This is a genomic window from Solwaraspora sp. WMMB762 (assembly GCF_049179115.1).
Classification (GTDB): Bacteria; Actinomycetota; Actinomycetes; order Mycobacteriales; family Micromonosporaceae; genus Micromonospora_E.
The window spans coordinates 2,303,769-2,326,318 of sequence record NZ_JBMHMD010000001.1 but is presented as its reverse complement, the minus strand read 5'-3'; the positions used below and the strand labels follow the sequence as shown (position 1 = coordinate 2,326,318).

General features: G+C 71.6%; 23 protein-coding genes. 10 read left to right on the top strand and 13 right to left on the bottom strand.

From position 1 onward, the window contains the following. Positions 1 to 8: 8 nt before the first annotated feature. The 3 genes from ACN27J_RS10220 to ACN27J_RS10210 form a co-directional block, all read right to left on the bottom strand. Positions 9 to 623: a class I SAM-dependent methyltransferase gene (locus ACN27J_RS10220; RefSeq protein ID WP_421365439.1), complete on the bottom strand. Its 615-nt coding sequence runs from the start codon at positions 621 to 623 to the stop codon at positions 9 to 11. Between the two features lie 173 nt (positions 624 to 796). Then, entirely contained in the window at positions 797 to 1,021 is a 225-nt protein-coding gene (locus ACN27J_RS10215; RefSeq protein WP_282234728.1) for a sulfurtransferase TusA family protein, read from the bottom strand. A 62-nt stretch (positions 1,022 to 1,083) separates the two neighbouring features. Continuing rightward, positions 1,084 to 2,229, bottom strand: coding sequence for a cysteine desulfurase family protein (locus ACN27J_RS10210; protein ID WP_421365437.1), 1,146 nt, complete (start codon positions 2,227 to 2,229; stop codon positions 1,084 to 1,086). 287 nt (positions 2,230 to 2,516) lie between these two features. Between ACN27J_RS10210 and coxB the strand changes: the two genes are divergently transcribed. Continuing rightward, a complete protein-coding gene (gene coxB / locus ACN27J_RS10205) occupies positions 2,517 to 3,392 on the top strand; it encodes a cytochrome c oxidase subunit II (RefSeq protein ID WP_421372179.1) in 876 nt (291 codons plus the stop codon). A gap of 9 nt (positions 3,393 to 3,401) precedes the next feature. Next, positions 3,402 to 3,827, top strand: a complete 426-nt coding sequence (locus ACN27J_RS10200; RefSeq protein WP_278170363.1) for a cytochrome c oxidase subunit 4 — start codon at positions 3,402 to 3,404, stop codon at positions 3,825 to 3,827. 37 nt (positions 3,828 to 3,864) lie between these two features. Here the strand turns inward: ACN27J_RS10200 and ACN27J_RS10195 are convergent, their stop codons facing one another. From ACN27J_RS10195 to ACN27J_RS10175, 5 genes are all read right to left on the bottom strand, one after another. Next, positions 3,865 to 4,008: a hypothetical protein gene (locus tag ACN27J_RS10195; protein WP_278170362.1), complete on the bottom strand. Its 144-nt coding sequence runs from the start codon at positions 4,006 to 4,008 to the stop codon at positions 3,865 to 3,867. A gap of 88 nt (positions 4,009 to 4,096) precedes the next feature. Continuing rightward, entirely contained in the window at positions 4,097 to 5,335 is a 1,239-nt protein-coding gene (locus ACN27J_RS10190) for a glycosyltransferase family 2 protein (RefSeq protein WP_421365434.1), read from the bottom strand. Positions 5,336 to 5,503: 168 nt separating this feature from the next. After that, entirely contained in the window at positions 5,504 to 6,586 is a 1,083-nt protein-coding gene (gene trpD, locus ACN27J_RS10185) for an anthranilate phosphoribosyltransferase (protein ID WP_421365432.1), read from the bottom strand. Between the two features lie 88 nt (positions 6,587 to 6,674). Next, the gene (locus ACN27J_RS10180) at positions 6,675 to 7,082 is read right to left on the bottom strand and encodes a hypothetical protein (RefSeq protein WP_278170359.1); all 408 of its coding nucleotides are present in this window, start codon (positions 7,080 to 7,082) and stop codon (positions 6,675 to 6,677) included. Between the two features lie 73 nt (positions 7,083 to 7,155). Next, the gene (locus ACN27J_RS10175; RefSeq protein WP_421365430.1) at positions 7,156 to 8,061 is read right to left on the bottom strand and encodes a cytochrome c oxidase assembly protein; all 906 of its coding nucleotides are present in this window, start codon (positions 8,059 to 8,061) and stop codon (positions 7,156 to 7,158) included. Between the two features lie 107 nt (positions 8,062 to 8,168). Between ACN27J_RS10175 and ACN27J_RS10170 the strand changes: the two genes are divergently transcribed. The 4 genes from ACN27J_RS10170 (at position 8,169) to ACN27J_RS10155 (ending at position 12,472) form a co-directional block, all read left to right on the top strand. After that, the gene (locus tag ACN27J_RS10170; RefSeq protein ID WP_123602742.1) at positions 8,169 to 8,768 is read left to right on the top strand and encodes a cytochrome c oxidase subunit 3; all 600 of its coding nucleotides are present in this window, start codon (positions 8,169 to 8,171) and stop codon (positions 8,766 to 8,768) included. A gap of 79 nt (positions 8,769 to 8,847) precedes the next feature. Further along, a complete protein-coding gene (locus ACN27J_RS10165; RefSeq protein ID WP_281550749.1) occupies positions 8,848 to 9,708 on the top strand; it encodes a cytochrome c in 861 nt (286 codons plus the stop codon). Next, entirely contained in the window at positions 9,705 to 10,811 is a 1,107-nt protein-coding gene (locus tag ACN27J_RS10160) for a ubiquinol-cytochrome c reductase iron-sulfur subunit (RefSeq protein ID WP_421365428.1), read from the top strand. Before ACN27J_RS10165 ends, ACN27J_RS10160 begins: the two co-directional genes overlap by 4 nt. Continuing rightward, positions 10,808 to 12,472 carry a cytochrome b gene (locus ACN27J_RS10155; protein ID WP_421365426.1) on the top strand — a complete coding sequence of 555 codons (1,665 nt, stop codon included), beginning with the start codon at positions 10,808 to 10,810 and terminating at the stop codon, positions 12,470 to 12,472. The genes ACN27J_RS10160 and ACN27J_RS10155 overlap by 4 nt, the downstream gene beginning before the upstream one ends. Before the next feature lie 127 nt (positions 12,473 to 12,599). Here the strand turns inward: ACN27J_RS10155 and ACN27J_RS10150 are convergent, their stop codons facing one another. The 5 genes from ACN27J_RS10150 to ACN27J_RS10130 form a co-directional block, all read right to left on the bottom strand. Then, the gene (locus tag ACN27J_RS10150) at positions 12,600 to 12,887 is read right to left on the bottom strand and encodes an Lrp/AsnC family transcriptional regulator (RefSeq protein ID WP_281550745.1); all 288 of its coding nucleotides are present in this window, start codon (positions 12,885 to 12,887) and stop codon (positions 12,600 to 12,602) included. A gap of 56 nt (positions 12,888 to 12,943) precedes the next feature. Further along, on the bottom strand, positions 12,944 to 13,804 hold the full coding sequence (locus ACN27J_RS10145) for a sugar phosphate nucleotidyltransferase (RefSeq protein WP_421365424.1): 861 nt from the start codon (positions 13,802 to 13,804) through the stop codon (positions 12,944 to 12,946). Beyond that, complete coding sequence (locus ACN27J_RS10140) at positions 13,801 to 14,388, bottom strand: NUDIX hydrolase (RefSeq protein WP_421365422.1); 588 nt, start codon at positions 14,386 to 14,388, stop codon at positions 13,801 to 13,803. The genes ACN27J_RS10145 and ACN27J_RS10140 overlap by 4 nt, the downstream gene beginning before the upstream one ends. Positions 14,389 to 14,431: 43 nt before the next feature. Continuing rightward, positions 14,432 to 16,213, bottom strand: a complete 1,782-nt coding sequence (locus ACN27J_RS10135; protein WP_421365420.1) for a RelA/SpoT family protein — start codon at positions 16,211 to 16,213, stop codon at positions 14,432 to 14,434. Between the two features lie 124 nt (positions 16,214 to 16,337). Beyond that, positions 16,338 to 18,107, bottom strand: coding sequence for a DEDD exonuclease domain-containing protein (locus ACN27J_RS10130; RefSeq protein WP_421372178.1), 1,770 nt, complete (start codon positions 18,105 to 18,107; stop codon positions 16,338 to 16,340). A 177-nt stretch (positions 18,108 to 18,284) separates the two neighbouring features. Between ACN27J_RS10130 and ACN27J_RS10125 the strand changes: the two genes are divergently transcribed. The 4 genes from ACN27J_RS10125 (at position 18,285) to ACN27J_RS10110 (ending at position 22,545) form a co-directional block, all read left to right on the top strand. Then, positions 18,285 to 19,679, top strand: coding sequence for an NYN domain-containing protein (locus ACN27J_RS10125; protein ID WP_421365418.1), 1,395 nt, complete (start codon positions 18,285 to 18,287; stop codon positions 19,677 to 19,679). Positions 19,680 to 19,822: 143 nt separating this feature from the next. Further along, positions 19,823 to 20,056: a hypothetical protein gene (locus tag ACN27J_RS10120; protein WP_421365417.1), complete on the top strand. Its 234-nt coding sequence runs from the start codon at positions 19,823 to 19,825 to the stop codon at positions 20,054 to 20,056. Positions 20,057 to 20,164: 108 nt separating this feature from the next. Then, positions 20,165 to 21,424 (top strand): M48 family metalloprotease, encoded by a 1,260-nt coding sequence (locus ACN27J_RS10115; protein ID WP_421365416.1) that lies wholly within the window; start codon positions 20,165 to 20,167, stop codon positions 21,422 to 21,424. Continuing rightward, positions 21,421 to 22,545 (top strand): glycosyltransferase family 4 protein, encoded by a 1,125-nt coding sequence (locus ACN27J_RS10110; protein WP_421365415.1) that lies wholly within the window; start codon positions 21,421 to 21,423, stop codon positions 22,543 to 22,545. The genes ACN27J_RS10115 and ACN27J_RS10110 overlap by 4 nt, the downstream gene beginning before the upstream one ends. The last annotated feature ends 5 nt before the right edge of the window (positions 22,546 to 22,550 follow it).

Sequence of the window (22,550 nt, the reverse complement as noted above, 5' to 3'; positions counted from 1 at the left end):
CGGCGGGGTCAGGCCGGTCGCAGCACCGCGACCAGGAAATCGGAGTCGTCGCGGTACGGGCGCAGGTCCCAGGTCGCCAGCAGCAGATCCTCGACCAGATCGGCGGCGTGCATGTCGGCCAGGAAGTCGGTGACCGGATAGCCCCGGTCGGTGCCGAACCCGACCACGATCCGGCCACCGTCGCGCAGGTGCAGCCGCATCCGGCGCAGCACCTCCCGACGGGTGTCCGGAGCCAGGAACGTCATGACGTTGCCGGCGCTGACGATCGCGTCGAAGCCGTCGGTGATGCCCTGTGCGGGAAGATCGAGCTCAACCAAATCGCCGACCAGCCAGCGCGGCCCGGGGTGGTCCTGCCGGGCGGCGCCGATCAGCACCGGATCCAGGTCGACGCCGACGACGTCGTGACCGGCGGCGGCCAGCGCCGCGCCGACCCGGCCTGGACCGCAGCCGGCGTCCAGCACTCGCGCCGTACGGGGCAGCATCGCGTCGACCAGCCGCGCCTCACCGTCGAGGTCGGCACCGTCGCGGGCCAGCGACCGGAACCGGTCGACGTACCACTGTGAGTGCCCAGGGTTGGACTCCAGCAGCTTGCTCCACCCGTTCTGCGCGCTCACACCCGCCATCCTCGCACGCACCTCTTCGACTCGAGCATGACGTCCGTTACCTGTAGCGCGCGCGGGCGGCCGACCCTCTGGACACGCCGATGTGAGGCTGAGATACCTAATCTGCGCGTCGTAAGGTATCTCAGCCTCACATCGGTGGCGCCACCATCCGCTCAGTGGGTGCGGCGGACAGCTCAGCTGGTGCGGCGGACGTCGAAGGCGGGGGAGTCGGCGACGGTCGACGCGGCGACGAACTCCTGACCGCGGATCCGGCACCAGGCCGGGATGTCCAGGGCGGCCGCCGGATCGTCGGCCAGCACCCGGACCACCGACCCGACCGGCAGCTGCGGCAGCCGCCGGGCCAGCGCGATCACCGGCAGCGGGCAGCGCTGACCGAGGCAGTCGAGAGTCTCCGCCACCTCGCTACCAGGTGGCTGCGCCGTCTCGCCGCCGGAGGGCTGCGGTGCCGCGTCGTCGTCGGTCACAGCCCGAGCACCCCGGCCTCGGCCCGCAGGTCGGCCACCACCTGCGGCAGCTCGGCCAGGAACCGGTCCACCTCCGCGTCGGTGGTGTCCCGGTGCAGCGACACCCGGACGTTGCCGTGCGACAGCACCCCCATCGCCTCCAGCACGTGTGACGGGCGCAGCGTCGACGACGTACACGACGAGCCGGAGGAGACGGCGAAGCCTCGCCGGTCCAGCGCGTGCAGCAGCGCCTCACCGTCGACGTACAGGCAGGAGAAGGTGACCAGGTGCGGCAGCCGGTCGGTCGGATCGCCGACCACCTCCACGTCCGGCACCGTCGCGGCCACCGACGCGCGGATCCGGTCCACCAGCGCCGACAACCGGGCGGCCTGGGTGTCCGCCTCGGCGGCCACCGCGCGCAGCGCCGCCGCCGAAGCGACCACCGCCGGCAGGTTCACCGCTCCGGGCGTACGGCCGAACTCCCGCTCGTCGGCCGGGTAGGGCGACTCCCAGCGGGTGCCCTTGCGGACCACCAGCACCCCGACGCCCGGCAGCCCGCCCCACTTGTGGGCGCTGGCCGTCAGCACCGACCAGCCGTCCGGCACCGGCACCCGACCCACCGACTGGGCGGCGTCGACGTACAGCGGCACGTCGTGCGCGGCGCACACCCGGGCCGCCTCGGCGACCGGCTGGACCGTACCCACCTCGTGGCTTGCACTTATCAGTGCGGCGAACGCCACACCCGGCCGGCACACCGCCGCCGACCAGGCGGCCAGATCGAGCCGGCCGAGCCGGTCCACCGGCACGGACACCGCCTCGCCGCCGTCGGCGGTGTGCCGCTGCCCGGCGTGCAGCACCGCCGAATGCTCGATCGCCGAGTGCACCAGGGTGCGCCCGACCCGACGCCGCCCGGCGAGACCGCCGAGTACGGCGGCGTGCGCGGCGACCGTACCGCTGGGTGTGAAGGAGATCTCGTCGACGCGAACCCGCAGCACGTCGGCGGTGACCTCGCGGGCCGCGTCGAGGAGCTGACCGGCCCGGCGGGCCCGGGTGTACAGCTTGGCCGGGTCGGCCCAGCCGTCGGTCAGCGCCGCCGACAGCGCATCCCGGGCGACCGGGTGCAGCGGTGCGGCGGTCGCGGCGTCGAGATAGTCCACAGCCACCGACGGTACCGGCCGTGGGCTGGGCCGCCGGTGGTCGTGGCGGGTGACAAACCAGACCCCACGCCGATGGTGACCGGTCGGGTCGAGTAATCTGCGACCGTCGGTGACGCCTTTGATCGCCGATGTCGTCACGCGTGGCCAGGTCGATCCGGTTGCCACAGGTGGCATCGGTGGCACCGCGAGGGAGGCAGGACCAGGTGGTCGCAAGCGATTCAGCAGGGCAGCCGTCGGCCGACGGCCGGCAGCCGACGCACGCACGGCGTGCGCCCGGCCGGCGTCAGCTCCGGTTGCGGGCCGCTGGGCTCGGTATCGGCGGCGCGGCACTGCTCACCCTGCTCACTGGCTGCGACGTCGGGGCGGCGTTCGGCGGCTTCGGCTGGCCGCAGGGCATCACCCCGCAGGCCCACCGGATGTACGACCTCTGGATCGCCTCGGTGATCGCGGCGCTCGCGGTCGGCGTCTTCGTCTGGGGCCTGATCTTCTGGTGCATCATCCGGTACCGCAAGCGCGGCGACCAGCTGCCGGTGCAGACCCGGTTCAACATGCCGATGGAGTTCCTCTACACCATCGCGCCGATCCTGGTCGTCTCGGTGCTGTTCTACTACACGGCCGTGGTGCAGACCGACGTCGACCGGCTCAGCGAGGACCCGGACGTCACCGTCGAGGTCGTCGCGTTCAAGTGGAACTGGCAGTTCAACTACCGTGACGGGGTCGGCGAGGACGCCAACACGGTGGCGTCGACGGTCGGTTCGTCCGACATCATCCCGGTGCTGGTGGTGCCGTCGGAGCGGACCATCCGCTTCGAGGAGACCAGCACCGACGTGATCCACTCGTTCTGGGTGCCGGAGCTGCTGTTCAAGCGGGACGTCTTCCCGGGCAGCATCCGCAACCAGTTCGAGGTGACCATCGAACAGAACGGCGCCTACGTCGGCCGGTGCGCCGAGCTGTGCGGCACGTACCACTCGATGATGAACTTCGAGATGCGTGTGGTCGACCCGGAGCAGTACGACCAGTTCATCGCGGCGAAGCAGGCCGGCAGCTCGACGCCGGACGCGCTGGCCGCGATCGGGGAGGAGCCGTACGCGGTGACGACCTTCCCGTTCGATACCAAGCGTGACGCGCAGAACTTCGGGAACGCGAGCGCCCAGGGCGCGGGAAGCTGAGGGCCGGTCATGAAGACCGAGTGGCGACTGTTCGGCATCGTCGCGGCGTTCCTGCTCGTCGTGTCCGGTGTCTACCCGGCGTGGACCTACGGGCAGCTCGGGCACGTCGAGTGGATCGGCACCACGGCGCTGATCCTGTCCTTCCTGCTCTGCACGATGTGTGGCGGCTTCTTCTGGTTCGTGTCGCGCCGGATCGATCTGCGCCCCGAGGACCGGCCGGACGCTGAGATCTCCGACGGAGCGGGCGAGGTCGGCTTCTTCAGCCCGGGCAGCTACTGGCCGTTCGGGGTGGCACTGGCCGCCACCATCGCCGGTCTCGGCCTGGTCTTCTGGCAGTGGTGGCTGCTCATCTTCGGCCTGCTCTCGGTGATCGCCACCGCGGCCGGCCTGCTGTTCGAGTACTACACCGGCACCCGGCGTACCGCCGAGCACTGAGCTGACCGTCGCCCGCTCCGGCTGAGCCGACCGACCGTCACCGGTTGTTGCGGCGGCGCAGCTTGGCACCCCAGCCGGCGACGGCGACCAGCGCCGTACCGATGGCGAGGGAGATCGCGCCGACCAGCCCGACGGCTGCGGCCGGTGCTCCGGTGACCGGAAGGTCCTGACTCGCGGACATTTTGCCTCCTGAGGGCGTTCGAGGTGGTTCAGGGCGTGCTGAACTAGTTCAGGGTCTGCTGGACGGGTTCAGGGTCTGTCGACGGCTTTCACGGTGTGACGGCTGCCGGGGTGGCGGCTGTGGCGGCGGCTGCCGGGGTGCCGATCCGCTCCGGCGAGGACCAGACACAGCGGTCGACGGTGGGGCGGCGGATGGCCTTGACCGCCGCGTGGACGAAGATCACCCGGTAGATCAGGTCGGCGACCATGATCAGCGGCAGCAGGAGCAGCAGTTGCGGGTGCCGTAGCCGCCAGGCGGCCAGTGCCACCCAGACACCCTGGCCGGCGGCGAGGAGCAGCAGCCCGGTCAGCAGCCCTGGTCCGGCGGTGGCCAGCACCCAGATGGTGAGCGGGGCACCCGCCACGTACAGCACCCAGTGCAGGATCAGCAGCAGGTACGCGTAGTCGAAGGTGCTGACCTGCCGGCCCACCCGGTGACCGAGGATGCCCTGGAAGGTGCCCCAGAGCCAGCGCAGATTCTGCTTGTACCAGTCACGTAGTGAGGTCGGGTCCTGCAACAGCGCGGTGGCCCGGGGCGCGTAGACGACCCGGCCCAGGTCGCGGCGGTGCGTCTCCAGCACCCAGTAGGTGTCGTCGACGATGTACGGCGGCTGCTGCGGCAGCACCCGGTCGAGCAGCTCCACCCGGTACAGCGAGTTCGAGCCGGAGATGCAGTTCATCACGTTGAAGTGGCTCTGGATCCGGCGCAGGAACAGCTGGTAGTTCCAGTAGCTGTAGGCCCGCTTGGCCAGCCAGGGATTCCACCGGTGCTCACGTGGCCACCAGGTGACGTTGTGGCCGACCGCGATCGCGACCTGGTCGGTCATTGTGGCCAGCGCCTCGGTGACGAAGTTCTCGGCGATGATCACGTCGTCGTCGAGGATCGCCACCGCCCGGAACCGTGCGCCGAGCTGGAAGTGCCGGTACCCGGCGTGCAAGGCGGCCGGCTTGCCGACGTTGGTGGCCAGGTCCAGCACGTCGGCGCCGGCCTCGGCCGCCCGGCGGGCGGTGTCGTCGGTCGAGGCGTCGGAGACGACGAAGACCGGTGCCCCGGTACGGCGTGCGGCGCTCACCGCGGCGCCGATGGTACCGGCGCCGTTGCGGCAGGCGACGAGGACAGCCACCTGATCGTGGCGTACCGGGCCGTACCGGGGGTGGTTGACGCCGCGCGTCCGGGCGGCGCGGCGGACCCGTTCCGGGCGCAGCAGACCGTAGCCGAACGCGACCAGCAGGGAGACGAGGAAGAGACCGCCGAGGACGACCAGTGCGGTGAGGAAGATCCGCAGCATCGCTGACCTCAAGGGGGGGAGGGGGCGGGGGGCACCGCACCCTTGCGGTCAGTGATTACGCTACGTCATCGAATCTGCGGATAAAAGGGGCAAAGCTGGGAATATGATGGTAGCTGCCTGTGAGTGTGTCTCAGTGATCTCATCGGCCCCAGGAGTCCCAGTGGGCTCTCAGCCGGTGGTGGTACCCGCAGCCGACCGGGCCACCTGCACCCACCGGTCCAGCAGTGCGGCGGCCGCGCCGCTGTCCACCGCCTCGGCGGCCCGGCCCAGCTGCGTCCGCATCGTCTCCAGCAGCTCGTCAGCCGGCGCGGCGCCGGTCTGTACGGCCTGAGCGGTCAGCGCGGCTGCGGCGTTGACCAGCACCGCGTCCCGGACCGGACCGGTCTGGCCGGCGAGCAGCCGCCGGGTGACGTCGGCGTTGAAGGCGGCGTCCCCGCCCCGGAGATCGCCGGGAGCGCTGCGGGCGACCCCCAGGTCCTCGGCGGTGTCCACGACCATCGCCCGGACCGCCCCGTCGGCGGCGAACCAGACCCTGGTCGGGGCGGCGGTGCTGAGCTCGTCGAGCCCGTCGTCGCCGCGCACCACCAGTGCGGTGTCGCCCCGGCTGGCGAACACCTCGGCCATCACCGGCGCCATCCGGGTGTCGAAGCAGCCGATCGCCCCGGCCCGGGGCCGGGCCGGGTTGGTCAGCGGGCCGAGGAAGTTGAACACGGTCGGTACGCCGATCTCCCGCCGGGTCGTCCCGGTGTGCCGCATCCCCGGGTGGTACCGGGCGGCGAAGCAGAACCCGATGCCGACCTCGGCCACGCACCGGGCCACTCCTTCTGGCCCCAGGTCGAGCGGGACGCCGAAGTGCTCCAGCAGGTCGGCCGCGCCGCACGAGGACGAGGCCGCCCGGTTGCCGTGCTTGACCACCCGGGCGCCGGCGGCGGCCGTGACGATCGCCGCCATGGTGGAGATGTTCACCGTGTGGGCCCGGTCGCCGCCGGTGCCGACCACGTCTACCGTCTCCGCGCGCAGGCCGTCCGGCAGACCGACCGGCACCGCGTTGGCGATCATCGCCTCCACCAGCCCGACCAGTTCGGTTGGCGTCTCGCCCTTGGCCCGCAGCGCGACGGCGAAGCCGGCGATCTGCGCGGGTGTGGCGGAGCCCGTCATGATCTCGCCCATCGCCCAGGTGGTGTCGGCGGTGGAGAGCTGCTCGCCGGCGAGCAGCGCGTTGAGCAGATTCGGCCAGGACCGTTCACCCATGGGGTCTCCCAGGTGCGATGGGGCGTGCGCGATGCGGTACGGGGCGGTGCGGCGGAACGTGGACGGTACGGCCCGGTGCAGGGGTAGGTCAGGCGGCGGGCAGCTTGCCGGACCGGCCGCGCAGCATGCCGGCGACGGTCTGGCCGGTGGTCACCGGGTCGAGCGGGTGCATCAGGGTGGCGTCGACCTCGGCGAACGAGGCCAGCCAGCGATCGGCGGCGCGGGCGATCACCACGCAGGTCGGCGGCGCGTCGGCGCGGTCGTCCTTGATCTGCCGGGCGATGCCGAGCCCGCCGCCGGGGGTGGCCTCACCGTCGAGCAGCATCAGGTCGATCTCGTACTCGTCAACCAGCCGGACGCACCCGGCGTAGTCGGACGCCTCGACGAACTCGACGGTCAGGTCGGTGGCGGGGCGGGTGCCGACGGCCAGCCGCATCCGGTCCCGTACCTGCGGGTCGTCGCTGTAGAGCAGGACGGTGTGCACGCGCTCGGTCATCTTCTCGCTCGACTCCCACCTCGTAGCTGCGCGCTGATCGTACCGTCCGTCCGGGTCGCGTCCGGCGAGCGGGTCAGTCGGCGGCGGCCGCCGCGCGGGCCTGTCGTGCCTCCTGACGGTCGAGTTCCCGGTCGATGCGTCGGGCTTCCCGTTCGGACTGGCGCATCCACTGCACCACCAGCACGGCGAGCATGGTGACGCTGACGAACTCCCCGCCGGCCCACAGGACGCCGCCGGCCACCTCCTGGTCGGCCCACGGGTCGGCCCAGGTCAGCCCGAGCGACGGGTACCAGTCGCCGCCGAACAGGGTGCTGCTCTGCATGACGGTGAGCCCGAGCACGGTGTGGAACGGCACGGAGAGCACCATCAGCAGCGCCCGGGCCGGGTACGGCCAGCGGCCGGGCAGCGGGTCGAGCCCGACCAGCGGCCAGAAGAACAGGCAGCCGGTCATGATGAAGTGGGCGTGGACGAACTCGTGGGCGAGGCTGCTTTCCAGGGTCAACCGGTACAGATCAGTGAAATACAGCACAAACGGGTTGATGACGAACAGGCCGAAGGCGACCAGCGGGAAAGTGACCACCCGGGCGTACCTGCTGTGCAGGACGGCGAGCAGGCGGCGCCGAGGGTTGCCGGGCAGGGTGCGCAGCGCCAGGGTGACCGGTGCACCCAGCGCGAGAAAGATCGGCGCGATCATCGACAGCACCATGTGCTGGACCATGTGCACCGACAGCAGCGTGGTGTCGTAGGCGCCGAGTCCGCTCACCGTGACGGCGGCGATGCCACCCAGTCCGGGGCCGAGGAACAGTACGGTGCGTGACACCGGCCAGTGGTCGCCGCGCAGCCGCAGCCGGTGCACCCCGTACAGATAGAGGCCGGCGGCCACGACGAGTGTCAGCGCCAGCCAGTTGGTCAGCTGGATCTCGGTGAACAGGGCCGAGACCGTGAACGGCGGGACGGCGATCGCAGCGACATCTGCCACGTGACGAGGCTAGGCCAGCGGCCTCAGCCGACGTAATCCGGCCCACCGGCGGGTCGGGTTTGCCACCCCGCCGTCCGTGGGCACTGACCGGCAGCAATAATGACCGCGTGACTGCGGCCCCAGCGATTGACAAGAGCCGGATCCACTCGCTGACCCGACCGAACATGGTCAGCGTCGGGACGATCGTGTGGCTCTCCAGCGAACTGATGTTCTTCGCGGCGCTGTTCGCGATGTACTTCTCCATCCGCGCGGCGGACTACAGCATGTGGGAGGAGCACACCCCACAGCTGAACATCCCGTACGCGACGGTCTTCACCGCGATCCTGGTGGCCTCCTCGGTCACCTGCCAGATCGGGGTGTTCGCCGCGGAGCGGGGGGACGTGCACGCGCTGCGGCGGTGGTTCACGATCACCTTCGTGATGGGCCTGATCTTCCTGCTCGGCCAGATCAACGAGTACCGGGAGCTGGTCCACCACGGCATCAAGATCAACGGTGACGGGTACGGCTCGGTGTTCTACCTCACCACCGGCTTCCACGGGCTGCACGTGGCGGGTGGCCTGGTCGCCTTCCTGATCTACATGGTCCGTACCACGATGGGGCGGTTCACCCCGGCCCAGGCCACCTCGGCCATCGTCGTGTCGTACTACTGGCACTTCGTCGACGTGGTCTGGATCGGCCTCTACTTCATGATCTACTGGCTGCAATGATCATCAAGCGGTCACTCACCGTGATGGTGCGGCGTCGTGCCGACCAGGCAGGTCGCAAAACCGACAAGGATTCAGGTCAATGACATCTGACACCCCCGCCGACCGGCGAGCCGACCGCGGACGTGGTCTCCTCGCCCGGCTGCGCAGCGGGCGGGCCACGCCGCGAGGCCGGGGCCGCCGTCGGCTGGGCACCGCGGTCCGGTTGCTCGCCGCGCTGTTCCTGGCCGGCGGTGCGTACACCGTCTTCGCCCCGGGCCTGCAGGCGCAGGACACCCCGCAGCTGTCCCAGGCGGCCGAGGACGGCAAGGCGCTGTTCGACCAGAGCTGCATCTCCTGCCACGGGCGCAACGCCCAGGGCGTCGAGGGACGCGGCCCCAGCCTGATCGGTGTCGGATCGGCGTCGGTGGAGTTCCAGGTCGGCACGGGCCGGATGCCGATGGCCCGGCAGGAGGCCCAGGCCGAGCGCAAGCCGGTGGTCTTCACCGAGGAGGAGATCCGCCAGCTCGGCCAGTACATCCAGGAGCTGGGCGGTGGCCCGCAGCTGCCGGACGGCGAGATGCTGCGCACCGGCGGTGACATCGCCGTCGGTGGTCACCTCTACCGGATCAACTGCTCGTCCTGCCACGCGTTCAGCGGCGGCGGCGGCGCGCTGTCGTCCGGCAAGTACGCACCGAGCCTGGAGCCGGCCACCGACCGGCAGCTCTACGCCGCCATGCTGACCGGCCCGCAGAACATGCCGGTCTTCGGGGACAACCAGCTCACCCCCGAGCAGAAGCGCGACATCATCGCCTTCGTGCAGGAAGGGCTGAAGACCGACGGTGACCCGGGCGGGCTGGCCAACCTCGGCCGGTACGGTCCGGTGACCGAGGGCATCGCCATCTTCCTGGTCGGCATCACCGCGCTGGTCTTCGCCAGCCTGTGGATTGCGGGGAAGTCATGAGCACCGACATCGACACCACCCAGCAGCACCGCCAGCCAGCGCAGGTGAGCCTGGATGACCCTCGGCTGACGCCGTTCGACGTGCTGCGTGAGGGTGCCCGTCGCGACGACATCGAGATCGTGCACTACGAGCCGCCGTTCCCGGTGCCCGGCACCAGGGCGGAGCGGCGGATCAGCCGGTTCGTCGCCGGGTTGTTCCTGCTCGCCGGGCTCACCGCGACCGCGTTCCTGGTGGTCTACATCTGGTGGCCCTGGGAGTACGAACTCGGCACCGGGATCAGCAAGTTCTACACCCCGCTGCTCGGCGTCAGCCTCGGGCTGACCCTGCTGGCCATCGGTGTCGGCATCCTCACCTGGGGCAAGAAGCTGCTGCCCCACGAGGTGGCGATCCAGGACCGGCACGATGGTCCGTCCAGCCCGGACGACCGCAAGATCACCGGCGGCACGCTCACCTACATGGTGGACGAGCTCGGGGTCAAGCGCCGGCCGCTGCTCGGGGTGTCGCTGCTGGCCGGGTTGGCTCCGGTCGCCGCGGTCGCGGCCGCTCCGCTGGTCGGCGGCCTGATCCGGGATCCGCACACCGACAACCAGATGGCCACCACCGGCTGGGAGCCGGTCGAGACGATCGGTGGCGGCACCGAGCTGGTCCGGCTGACCAGGGAGGACGGCTCACCGATCCGGCCCGCGGACGTCAGCGTCGGTGGTCAGATGACGGTCTTCCCCGGAATTCCCGGCGGACACACCAACCGGTACGCCGACTCGCCGACCCTGCTGATCCACCTGCGGCTGGACGACGCCCGAACCGCCCGGGAGAACAACGAGGCGGCGGGCAAGCCCGACTACATGTGGGGCAACTACATCGCGTACTCGAAGATCTGCACCCACGCGGGCTGCCCGGCGAGCCTGTACGAGCAGCAGACCAACCGGCTGCTCTGCCCCTGCCACCAGTCGCAGTTCCTGATCACCGACAACGCCAAGCCGGTCTTCGGCCCGGCCAGCCGTCGGCTGCCGCAGCTGCCCATCTCCGTCGACGACGAGGGCTTCTTCGTCGCCACCTCCGACTACACCGAGATCGTCGGACCCGACTTCTGGGAGCGGCCATGAAACGCCGTAAGTTCGACGCCCGGGCGCTGCCCGGCCAGGCCGCCGGGCAGCTCGACGACCGGTTCCAGGCAGCCACGCCGCTACGCAAGCTGCTGAACAAGGTCTTCCCGGACCACTGGTCGTTCCTGCTCGGCGAGATCGCGCTCTTCTCGTTCGTCGTCGTCCTGCTCACCGGCGTCTACCTGACCTTCTTCTTCGACCCGTCGATGGAGGAGGTCGTCTACGACGGCAGCTACGCTCCGCTGCGCGGGATCCCCATGTCGGCGGCGTACGCGTCGACGCTGGACATCTCGTTCGACGTCCGGGGCGGCCTGATCATGCGGCAGATGCACCACTGGGGTGCGCTGCTGTTCATGGCGTCGATCGTGGTGCACATGCTGCGGGTGTTCTTCACCGGCGCGTTCCGCAAGCCGCGTGAGGCCAACTGGATCATCGGCTCGCTGCTGTTCTGGGTCGGCTTCCTCGCCGGCTTCACCGGCTACTCGCTGCCCGACGACGGCCTGTCCGGCACCGGGCTGCGGATCGCGTCGGCGATCATGCTGTCCATCCCGGTGATCGGTTCCTGGGTCACCTCGTCGATCTTCGGCGGCGAGTTCCCGGGCACGATCATCATCAGCCGGTTCTACATCGCCCACGTGCTGCTGATCCCCGGGCTGCTGGTGGCGCTGATCAGCGCGCACCTCGGCCTGGTCTTCAAGCAGAAGCACACCCAGTGGGCCGGCCCGGGACGGACCAACGACAACGTGGTCGGCGAGCGGATGTTCCCCCGCTACGCGATCAAACAGGGCGGCTTCTTCATGATCGTCTTCGGGGTGGTCGCCCTGATGGCGGGGGTCTTCCAGATCAACCCGGTGTGGCTGTTCGGCCCGTACGAGGCCGCCGTCGTCTCGGCGGCGAGCCAGCCCGACTGGTACGTCATGTTCCTCGACGGCTCCACCCGGTTGATGCCCGCCTGGGAGCTGACCATCCCGATCGGCGACGGGTACGTGATCCCGCCACTGTTCTGGCCGACCGTGGTGCTGCCCGGCATCCTGGTCATGCTCTCCCTGGCGTACCCGTTCCTCGAAGCGCGGTACACGAAGGACAAGGCCAGCCACAACCTGCTGCAGCGGCCCCGGGACGTGCCGGCCCGGACCGCCGTCGGCGCCATGGCCGTCACCTTCTTCATCGTGCTGACCATCTCCGGCGGCAACGACGTGTTCGCCGACAAGTTCTTCATCAGCTTGAACGCGATGACCTGGGCCGGCCGGATCGGGTTGATCCTGCTGCCGCCGTTGGCCTACTACGTCACCTACCGGATCTGCCTCGGTCTGCAGCAGCACGACCGCGAGGTGCTGGCGCACGGCGTCGAGACCGGCATCATCCGACGGCTGCCCGACGGCCGCTTCGTCGAGGTGCACCAGCCGCTCGGGCCGACCGACGAGCACGGCCACGGCAAGCTGGAGTACGTCGGCTGGGTGGTACCCAAGAAGATGAACCGGCTCGGCGCGCTCGGCCCGGCCGTCAAGGGCTTCTTCTTCCCGATCGAGAAGCCGGCGCAGGTCCCGCCGCCGGCGCATGTGGCAATCGACCCGGCCGAGGAACAGCCGGTCGATCCGCCGCCGGCCGACAAGGACAAGAAGCCGGCCGACCGGGAGGAGATCAGCAGCGGCAGCCGCTGATCCGCCCGTACCACGACAGTCCGTCCGCGCCCGTCGCATCCCGGCGGGCGCGGACGACCGTCAGCCCCGCGCCTGGATCAGCGCCACAGTGCGGGTAGCGCCACAGTGCCGGTAGCGCGGCCGCTGGTCAGTCAGCGTCGGCCAGCCCGATGGCGAAGGCCGCCTCCAGATCGTGCTGCGAGTAGGCGCGGAAGGCGATGTGCGACTCGGTGTTGAGTACACCCGGAACCTTTGAGATCCGTCCGGCGATCACGTCGGCGATCTGGTCGAACTCCCGCACCCGGACGATCGCGATCAGGTCCACGTGCCCGGCCACCGAGTAGACCTCGCTCACCCCGTCGAGACCGGCAAGCGCCTCGGCCACCTCCGGGATCGAGTCCGTGGCGCAGTCGATCAACACGATCGCAGTGATCACGCAGGTCCTCCGTCTCTCACCAGCGTCCGCCGCCGATGTTACTCAATAGTGAACGGTCAACCGGCGGACACCGTCAGATCGCTGCCCACCCGGATCGCGTCGGTCAGCTGTTCCCCGGCCGGCACCTGCGCGCCGGGCCACACCACCGAGCGGACCAACGTCCCCCGTACCACCGCCCCGGCGCCGACCACGGAATGGTCGACCGGGCCGGTCACCGTGGCCGACGGGTCGAGCAGGCTCCGACCACCTGCCGCGTGCAGATTGGCCGCGAGGTAGTCCGGTGGTGTCCCGGTGTCCAGGTAGGTACCCGAATAGTTGATCACCTGCAGTGCGCCGGCCGCCTCCGCCGGCCGCCAGACGGTACGGACCAGCTCGCCGGGGGCGGCCGGTAGTTCGCTGACGTAGCGCCACGGCAGCAGCGAGAAGCCGGCGAACCGGTGCCCGTCGAAGCCGCCCTGAGCGGCCGGGTCGGTGAACCGCTTGCCCAGCAGCCGGACCGTCTCACCGTCCCAGCCGTGGAGCAGCGCAGCGATGTCCGGCCCGGGAGCCAGATCCGGATGGGCGAGATAGCCGTCGACGTTGCCGACCAGTACGCTCCGGCCGTCGATCCAGTCCCGTAGCCGGCCGATGCCGCCGGCGGTGCCCAACGGGTCTCCTGGCTCCACGGACAGCTGTGCCCGGTCTCCGACATGCGTCACCACCTGCCGGCCGAGGTAGCAGGCGTTGACCGCGACCGCCGCCGGCCCGGTGAAGCCGAGGGCGCCGACCCGGGCGAGTGCCCGGTCCAGCAGCGGTACGTTCCCGACCGGGCAGAGCGCCTTCGGAACGAGATCGGTCAACGGCCGCAGCCGGCGGCCCTCACCGGCGGCGAGGATCACTGCGCAGATCCGGTCCGGTCCGGCCGCCGGTGCGCTCACCCCGACTCCTGGCCCGCCGGCGGCTGCCCGGCCGCTGGCGGGCCGGTCTCCACTGGTACGTCGGTCTCCGCTGGGACGACGAGCGGCCCGATGCCGTAGTGCGCGAGCAGCCGAGCAGTCGCCGGGGTCAGCCGGGGCAGGTCGTCGAGCCGATGCCAGGCGGCTTCGTACACCTCGGCCCCGTCGACCACCAGTTGGGTTCGCGACGCTGCCACGGCGGCTTCGAAGACGACGTCCACCCAGCCCTTGGCGTGCACCACGGCATTCGGTGCCGCCGGGCGTAGCTGGTCCGGGGCCAGCCGGATGCCGGTCTCCTCGGCGAGCTCCCGGGCCGCGCCGACCACCGGCGCCTCGCGGTGGCGCAGCAGACCGGCGGGCAGCGTCCAGCCCCGGCCGGGCGGCTGGCGCAGCAGCAGTAGTCGGGCGGGTGCCGACGGATCGACTTCGGCATCGGTCACCAGCGTCACGGCGCCGACGATGTACTTCTGCACAGCGAGCCGGACCAACCGCCGACGGACCGGGTGCGGCAACCGGTAGAACACGCCGTACAACAGGGCGCGTGCGGGGGATCGGCGGATGATCATACTGTTCAGGCTAGAGGTAGCCGGTCGCCGGCGCCGGGTCAGGTCAGCCCGGCTGGTCGACCAGGGCGATGAGCTGGTTGACGACGGACTCGGGCTCGATGGTCCGGTCCACCACCGCGACCAGCAGGGTCTCCATGTCCGGGTACTTGAGGTTCTCGGCGAGCTGGCGCAGCGGTTTGTCGTTGGACAACGCTCGGTCGTGTTTGCGCAGGATCAGGCTGACGGTGGCACGTCCGAGGCGTACCTTGTCGCTGATGCTGATGCCCGGTTCGGAGTGTTCGGCGAACCAGCGGTTGATCTGCATCTGGGCCTGCGGCGACTTGACGAAACCCAGCCACTCCTTTCGCGGCCCGGCTGACGTCGGTGCCGTCCCGGTCGGCTGGTCGTCGCTCTCGGTGAAGATCTCGACCACGTCGCCGTCGGTCAACTCGGAGGCCAGCGGTGCCAGTCGGCCGTTGATCCGTACGGCGAGACAGTGCGCGCCTTTGCGTGGATCCAGCTCGTATGCGAGGTCGACCGGCGTCGACCCGGCCGGCAGCACGATCGGCCGGCCGTCGGTGAAGACCTGGATCTGCGCGTCCACCAGGTCGCAGCGCAGCGAGTGGACGAACTGGTCGGCGTCGATGTTTTCCTGTGACCAGTCGATCGCCCTGCGCAGCCAGGCCAGCTCGTCGGCGCGGGCGGCGGCACGACTGCGGCCGGGCTTGGGGAAGTGGTACGGCGCGGCGATGCCGAACTCGGCGGAGCGGTGCATCGCGTCGGTCCGGATCAGCACCTCGAGTGGACGCTCGTCCGGACCGATGACCGTGGTGTGCAGCGAGCGGTAGAGGTTGTTCTTCGGTGCCGCGATGAAGTCCTTGAACCTGCCCGGTACCGGTCGCCAGCGGCAGTGGATCGCACCGAGCGCCGCGTAGCAGTCGGTGTCCGGCCCGGTGACCACGACCTCGATGCGGGGCAGGTCGAACGGTGCCCGGTGGCCGCCGGCGACGGTGTCCTTCCAGATCGAGTAGCGGTGCCGGGGCCGGGCCGCGACCCGGGCGGTGACCTTCTCCCGGCGTAGCGTCACCCGCGCCTGTCCGCAGACGGTGTCCAGGTACGTCGCCCAGCCCGGTCGGTTGGCCAGGTGTTCCTCGATCTGCTGGTAGGCCTCCGGCTCCAGGTGGAACAGGACGATGTCGTCGAGCTCCCGTTTGAGCTTCTGAATGCCGAGCCGATCGCAGAGCGGGACCAGCACGTCCAGGGTCGCCTTGGCGATCCGGGCCCGGGAGGCAGGGGAGCGCACACCGAGGGTCCGCATGTTGTGCAGCCGGTCGGCGAGCTTGATGACCAGCACCCGGACGTCCTTCGCCGCGGCGATGATCATCTTTCGGATGGTCTCGGCCTCGGCGGCCTTGCCGTAGAACGCCTTGTCGAACTTGGTCACCCCGTCGACCAGGTGGGCGACCTCGTCGCCGAAGTCCGCGGCCAGTGTCGGCAGGTCGTACGTGGTGTCCTCGACGGTGTCGTGCAGCAGTGCGGCCACCAGGGTGGTGGTGTCCATGCCGAGCCCGGCGCAGATCTCCGCGACGGCCAACGGGTGGGTGATGTACGGCTCGCCGCTCTTGCGGTACTGGCCGGCGTGCATGCTGTCGGCGATCTGGTAGCCGCGGCGCAGCACCGACGGGTCCGCCGACGGGTGGATCGACCGGTGGACCCGGATCAGCTCGGCGACCGGTTCCGGCGCGCCGGGAGACCAGGACAGCCAGGCCCGCAGGCGGGCGGACAGGGGTGTCGCGGTGGGCAGGAAACGTCCGATGGCGGCGCCGGGACCGGCGTCGACGTCCACGCGGAGACACCTCCTCACCCATCGCCCGGCCGGTTGACCGCCCGGACGCACGCCACGAATCGGGCGTTGGCTGACAGGACTGCACTTCTCTAACAGCCTAAGCGAGCGAGCGTAGTACGATCGGCTACTTGCGGGTGATCGATCGGTCGAGTCTTTGGTCCGCTTCGTCGACGCCGGCCGTCGTCCGGGCGGCTTCCTCGGCCTTGACCAGCAGATGGTGGAATCGGCCGGCGCCGCGGACCGGCGAGGACCAGTCCCCGCTCACCCTGACCAGTCGGGTCTGTTCCGGCTCCAACCAGGACAGAATCCGCTCGCTCTCGGCCGCGCTGGCCCGGGGCACCGGACCGTGTCCGGCCGGCACTGTCTCGGCGGTGGCGCAGAGCAGCTCGATGGTGGCCCGAGGGTGCTGCCGTGGGGGCGACACGCCGGCGGCGGCGAGCCGACCGTGCCGGACGATCGCCAGCTCCCAGCCACCGTGCCCGGCCCGTCGTGCCGCGACCAGCTCGGTGATGCGGGTCAGCGCGGTCAACCGCTGCATCCGGACGGTCGCCCGCAGGAACGCGGCCAACCGGCCCCGGACCACCGCCGCCTCCTCGAACCGCTGCCCGGCGGCGAGCCGGTCGATCCGGGCGAGCAACGTGTCGACCAGTGGCTGCGGGTCGGTTTCGAGGGCCGTACGCAGCGGGGTGACGGCCAGTTCGGCGTACTGCAGCGGGTCGATCCGGTGCTCGCACGGTGCCGGACAACGACCCAGCTCGGCCAGCGCGCAGGCCGGGGTCCGGGTCCGGGTGGACAACCGGTGGGTGCACTGACGCAGCGGCAGCGCGTCGTGGATGCCGGCGGCGGCCAGCTCGGCCGCTCGGCGGGAGGCGAACGGCCCGAGCACGGTGGTGTCGGCCGGTGAGATCGCCCGGACCGTGGACAGCCGCGGATAGACCTCGTCGGTGACCTTCAACCAGACCATCCGCTCCGGAAACTTCGACCGGCGGTTGTACGGCGGCGCGTGGGCGGCGATCAGCCGCAGCTCACGTACCTCGGCCTCCAGCCGGTGGGCGCACTCGACCGCGTCGACCCGCACCGCTGCGGCCAGCATCTCGGACATCCGCGCCCGCCGCTCGGCGGCGGTGAAGTAGCTGCGTACCCGGGTCGCGACGTCGCCCGAGGTGCCGACGTACAGCGGCCGGTCGTCGGCCGCCCGGAAGATGTACACCCCGGGGGAGCGGGGCAACCCGTCGGCGAGGTGCCGCTTGCGTCGCTGGACGTCGCTGACCGCCCGGCTGAATTCGACCGCGTCGCCGATGCTCGTCACCTGGTGCCCGCCGAGCCGGGCGATCAGCCCGTGCAGCACGTCCACGGTCGCCTGGGCGTCGGCCAGCGCCCGGTGGGTGGGACGCCGAGGGGTGCGGAAGTAGCCGGCGAGGGTGCCGAGCTTGCGGTTGGGCACCTCGTCGCGGGTCAGCACCCGGCGGGCGAGGGCCGCGGTGTCCAACACCGTCGGCGCCGGCCAGGAATAGCCGTGCCGGGCGCACGCGGCCTTGAGAAAACCCACGTCGTACGGCGCGTTGTGCGCCACCAGCACCGCGCCGCCGAGAAATTCCAGCAGGCTGGGCAGCACCTGCTCGATCGGCGGCGCGGGAACGAGCATCGCCTCGGTGATGCCGGTGAGCACGGTGATGAACGGCGGCACCGGTCGGCCCGGGTTGACCAGCGTGGCGAAGACGCCGAGCTCCTCCCCGCCGCGCACCTTGACCGCGCCGATCTCGGTGATGCCGCCGCCGTCCGGCGCGCCGCCGGTGGTCTCCAGATCCAGCACGACGAAGGTGGTCTCCCGCAGCGACCGGTCCGCGCCGGTCGACAGCGACTGGTCCGGCCCGGCTGACAGCAGCGAGTCGATCGAGCCCTGGGTGTAGGCCGGTCGAGGTGCGGGGTCAGGCGGTGCCACGGCGCAGACGATAGGACGTGGGTACGACACAGCCGTCCCACGGGTACCATCGGTAACGATCCGATCGACTCTGCGAGATCATTCTTCCTGTCGGGCACGCGGCGGCCACCCGGTGGGAGACTGGGGTGCATGGCCGCACCGGATCCGACCGACGCTCGTCCCGAGGGGGCGGCGCCGACGACCGGCGCCCTGCCCCTGTCCGCCGACCAGCCGGCCGGTGGTCCACCCGCCGAGCCGGTGCTGCCGGAGCCGGTGCGGTCGCGCATCGTCGTGCTCGCCGCCGCCGCGCTGCCCGAGATCCCGACCGACGAGATGCCACCCCAGCTGCGCAAGGTCGCCAAGTTCGCGCCGAACCGGCGGGCCCGCTACGGCGGCGCGGCGATCGCGGCAGCGCTCACCAACGATCCGTCGCTGCGGCAGCGGGTGGCTGCCCGCGCGCTGACCGAGGCCGGTGAGCTGGGCACGGCGGTCAGCGAAGGGGTCTCACCCGCGGCGGCGGACCCGGTCGAGGTCGCCGCCCTGGCGTACCTGATGCGGCCGGCGGGCTGGCGTGAGCTGGTCGACGCCGCCGGTGCTGCGGTCCGGGCCGAGGCCGACCGGGCCGCCGTCGCCGAGCTGATCCGCGATGCCGAGGCCCGCGCCAACCGGGCCGAACACGACCGCACCGTCGCCCGGGTCGAGGTGGAGAAGCTCCGCGACGAGCTGGCCCGGGTACGCGAGGAGCTGGGCCAGCTCCGCGAGGAGTCCCGGCAGCTGTCCCGCACGCTGCGTGAGGCGCAGGCACAGCAGCGGCGGGCCAACGAGCTGCTCGCCACCGAACGCGGCCGTGCCGCGCGGGCCGCCGCCGACCACGACGCGGAGCTGCGGCGGCTGCGCGCCAAGCTCGCCGACGCGGAGCTGACCGCCGGCACCGCCCGGCAGTCGGCGAAGGAGGCCCGGGCGGTCGACGACGCCCGGCTGTGGCTGCTGCTGGAGACGATCGGGCGGGCGGCCCAGGGGCTGCGGCGGGAGCTTGCCCTGGACCCGGCCGACCGGTTGCCGGCCGACTACGTCGCCGACGCGTTCACCGACCGACCGGCGGCGGCGACGTCAACCCGGGCCCGCGACACCGACGACCCGGCCCGGCTGGACGACCTGCTCGCCCTGCCCCGGGCCCACCTCGTCGTCGACGGCTACAACGTGACCAAGCGGGGCTTCGGTGAGATGCCGCTGGAGCAGCAACGCAAGCGGTTGATCACCGGGCTCGGTGGGATCGCCGCGCAGACCGGGGACGAGGTGACCGTGGTCTTCGACGGCGCCGAGCGAATGCACGGGTTGCCGCCGGCCCCACGCGGCGTACGGGTGCTGTTCTCCCGCAAAGGGGAAACGGCCGATGAACTCATCCGTCGGCTGGTCCGGGCCGAGCCGTCCGGCCGGGTGATCGTGGTGGTCTCCTCCGACCGGGAGGTGGCTGACGGGGTCCGGCGGCACGGCGCGTACCCGATGGGCGCCGATTCGCTGCTGCGTCGACTGGCCCGGTCCTGAGCCGACACCCGGTCGCGCGGAACTGTCGTACCTGATGCTTATCGTCGATGTCACTGGCGGTGGTCGGTCGGCGATGCTGCGTCGTACGGGGGCCGGTCACCGCCGGCCACTGTCCGATCGCACCGTCACGTGAGGAGACGACCATGCTGATCGACTGTGACACCTGCGCCGTCGAGCGCGGCCCGAGTTGCCGGGGTTGCCTGGTCAGTGCCCTGATCGACAGCCCGGACGCGGTGGCCAACCTGGACGCCGGCGAGCGGTACGCGATCGAGGTGTTCGCGCGTGCCGGGTTCGACGTCGAGGTGCTCGGCGGGTCGCCGGCCGCGCCGCGTGGCCGCCGGCAGCGCCGGCCCCGGTCCCGAAGACAGGTCGCCTGAGCGATCGACCGGTCCGCCTGACAGGATCCGGTCTGTCGCCCGAGCGCGGACCGGGACCGCGCCGGCACACCTAGGATGGTCGGGCGACCGGCCGGCGGAAGGAGCCCGATGACGCCTCGCGCATGGGCGTTGGTCACCTTCGCCGTCCTGGTGGTGGCGGTCGTCGTCGCGGCGGCAGTGCTGGTGCCGTGGCAGCGGCCGCCGGTGCCCCGCGCCGACCAGCTCGCCGCCCTGCGTGAGCTGCCCGTCGACCAGGTCGAGCGGGGGCGGGCCCTGCGGGCGGCGTTGCGCCCGGGTCGCTACGGCGCGATGCTGGCCGGCCTGCTCGTGGCGCTGCTGCTCGGGTTCACCCCGGTCGGTGCCCGGCTGGTGGAGGTCGCCGGCCGGCCGTTCGGCGGCCACTGGGCCGCCCAGGCGTTGCTCGGCGGGCTGCTCGTGGTGTTCCTGGCCGACCTGCTGACCCTGCCGTTCGCCGCCTGGCGGCACCGGATCCTGACCGAGCACGGGCTGGCCACCCAGGGCTGGGCCGGCTGGGGGCTGGACCTGCTCCGGTCGTACGCGGTCGGCGCGGTCATCGCGACGGTGGCCCTGCTCGGCTTCTACACCGTCGTTCGGCTGGCCCCTCGCTGGTGGTGGGCGCTGGCCGCGACCGGTGCGGCCGCCCTGGTGGTGCTGCTGTCGTTCGTCCTGCCGGTGCTGGTCGAGCCGGTGTTCAACAAGTTCACCCCGATGCCGGACGGTCCGGTGCGCACGCAGCTGCTGGAGCTGGCCGAGCGCGACGGCGTCCCGGTGCGGGACGTGCTGGTCGCCGACGCGTCCCGGCGTACCCGCGCGGTCAACGCCTACGTGTCCGGGTTCGGCCCCACCCGGCGGATCGTCGTCTACGACAACCTGCTGCGCGAGGCGCCTCCGGCGGAGCTGGCCGCCGTGGTCGCCCACGAGCTGGGCCACGCCCGCGCGCGGGACGTGCTGACCGGCACCGGGTTGGGCGCGCTCGGCGCCGCCGCGGCCGTCGTCGGGCTGTACCTGCTCGGCAGCTGGCGGCCGGTGCTGCGGGCGGCCGGCGTCGCCGACATCGCCGAGCCGCGGGCGATCGCCCTGCTGCTGGCCGTGGTCACGCTGGTCGGCCTGGTGGCGACACCGGCGCAGGCGCTGGTGTCGCGCCGGATCGAGGCCCGCGCCGACGCGCACGCGCTGGCGCTGCACGGTGACCCGGCGGCGTACGCGGCGGTGCACCGCCGGCTGTCCGCGATCAATCTCGCCGATCCGGACCCGCCCCGCTGGGAGTACCTCTACTCCGCCACGCACCCGTCGACCGTGGAACGAATCGCGGCGGCCCGCAGGTACGCCGACCGGGCGGGCCGATGAACCGCACCCTGCTGGTCACCAACGACTTTCCGCCGCGGCCCGGCGGCATCCAGTCGTTCGTGCACAATCTGGCGCTGCGGCAGCCCGCACAGAGCATCGTGGTCTACGCGTCGAGCTACGACGGTGCCGAGCGGTTCGACGCCGACCAGCCGTTCGAGGTGGTCCGTAACCCGACCGGCATGCTGCTGCCCACGCCGGCGGTGGCCCGGCAGACCGCCGCCCTGGCGCGGGCCCGGGGCTGCGACACCGTCTGGTTCGGGGCGGCCGCGCCGCTCGGCCTGCTCGCCGACGGCCTGCGCCGGCGGGCCGGGATCAGCCGGGCGGTGGCCCTGACCCACGGGCACGAGGTGGGGTGGGCCGCGCTGCCCGGCGCGCGGTCGATGCTGCGTCGGATCGCCCGCGCCACCGACGTGGTGACCTACCTGGGGGAGTACACCCGGGTGCGGCTGGACCGCGCGGTCGGCGGGCTGACCGAGCTGCGTCGGCTCGCGCCGGGGGTGGACACCGATGCCTACCATTCGGGCGTTGACGGCGGCGAGGTGCGCCGCCGGCACCGGTTGTCGGACCGGCCGGTGGTGGTCTGCGTGTCCCGGCTGGTGCCCCGCAAGGGTCAGGACACGTTGATCCGGGCCTGGCCGCTGGTGCGGCGTCGGGTGCCGGGCGCCGCGTTGCTGATCGTCGGCGGCGGCCCGGACCGCAGCCGGCTGGAAGGACTCGTCCGGCGCGCCGGGGTGGCCGACGACGTCACCTTCACCGGAGCGGTGCCCTGGGCGGAACTGCCGGCGCACTACGCCGCCGGGGACGTGTACGCGATGCCCTGCCGCACCCGTCGCGGCGGGCTCGACGTGGAAGGCCTGGGCATCGTCTACCTGGAAGGATCGGCGACCGGGCTGCCAGTGGTGGCCGGGGATTCCGGCGGCGCGCCGGATGCGGTCCGCGACGGCGAGACCGGGTACGTCGTGAACGGTCGAGACCCGAGCCAGCTGGCTGACCGGCTGGCGGGCCTGCTGGCCGACCGGGAGTTGGCCCGGCGGATGGGGGCCGCCGGCCGGGCCTGGGTGGAGCGTGAGTGGCGCTGGGACACCCAGGCGCAGCGGATGGCGTCGCTGCTGGCCGGCTGAGCGGC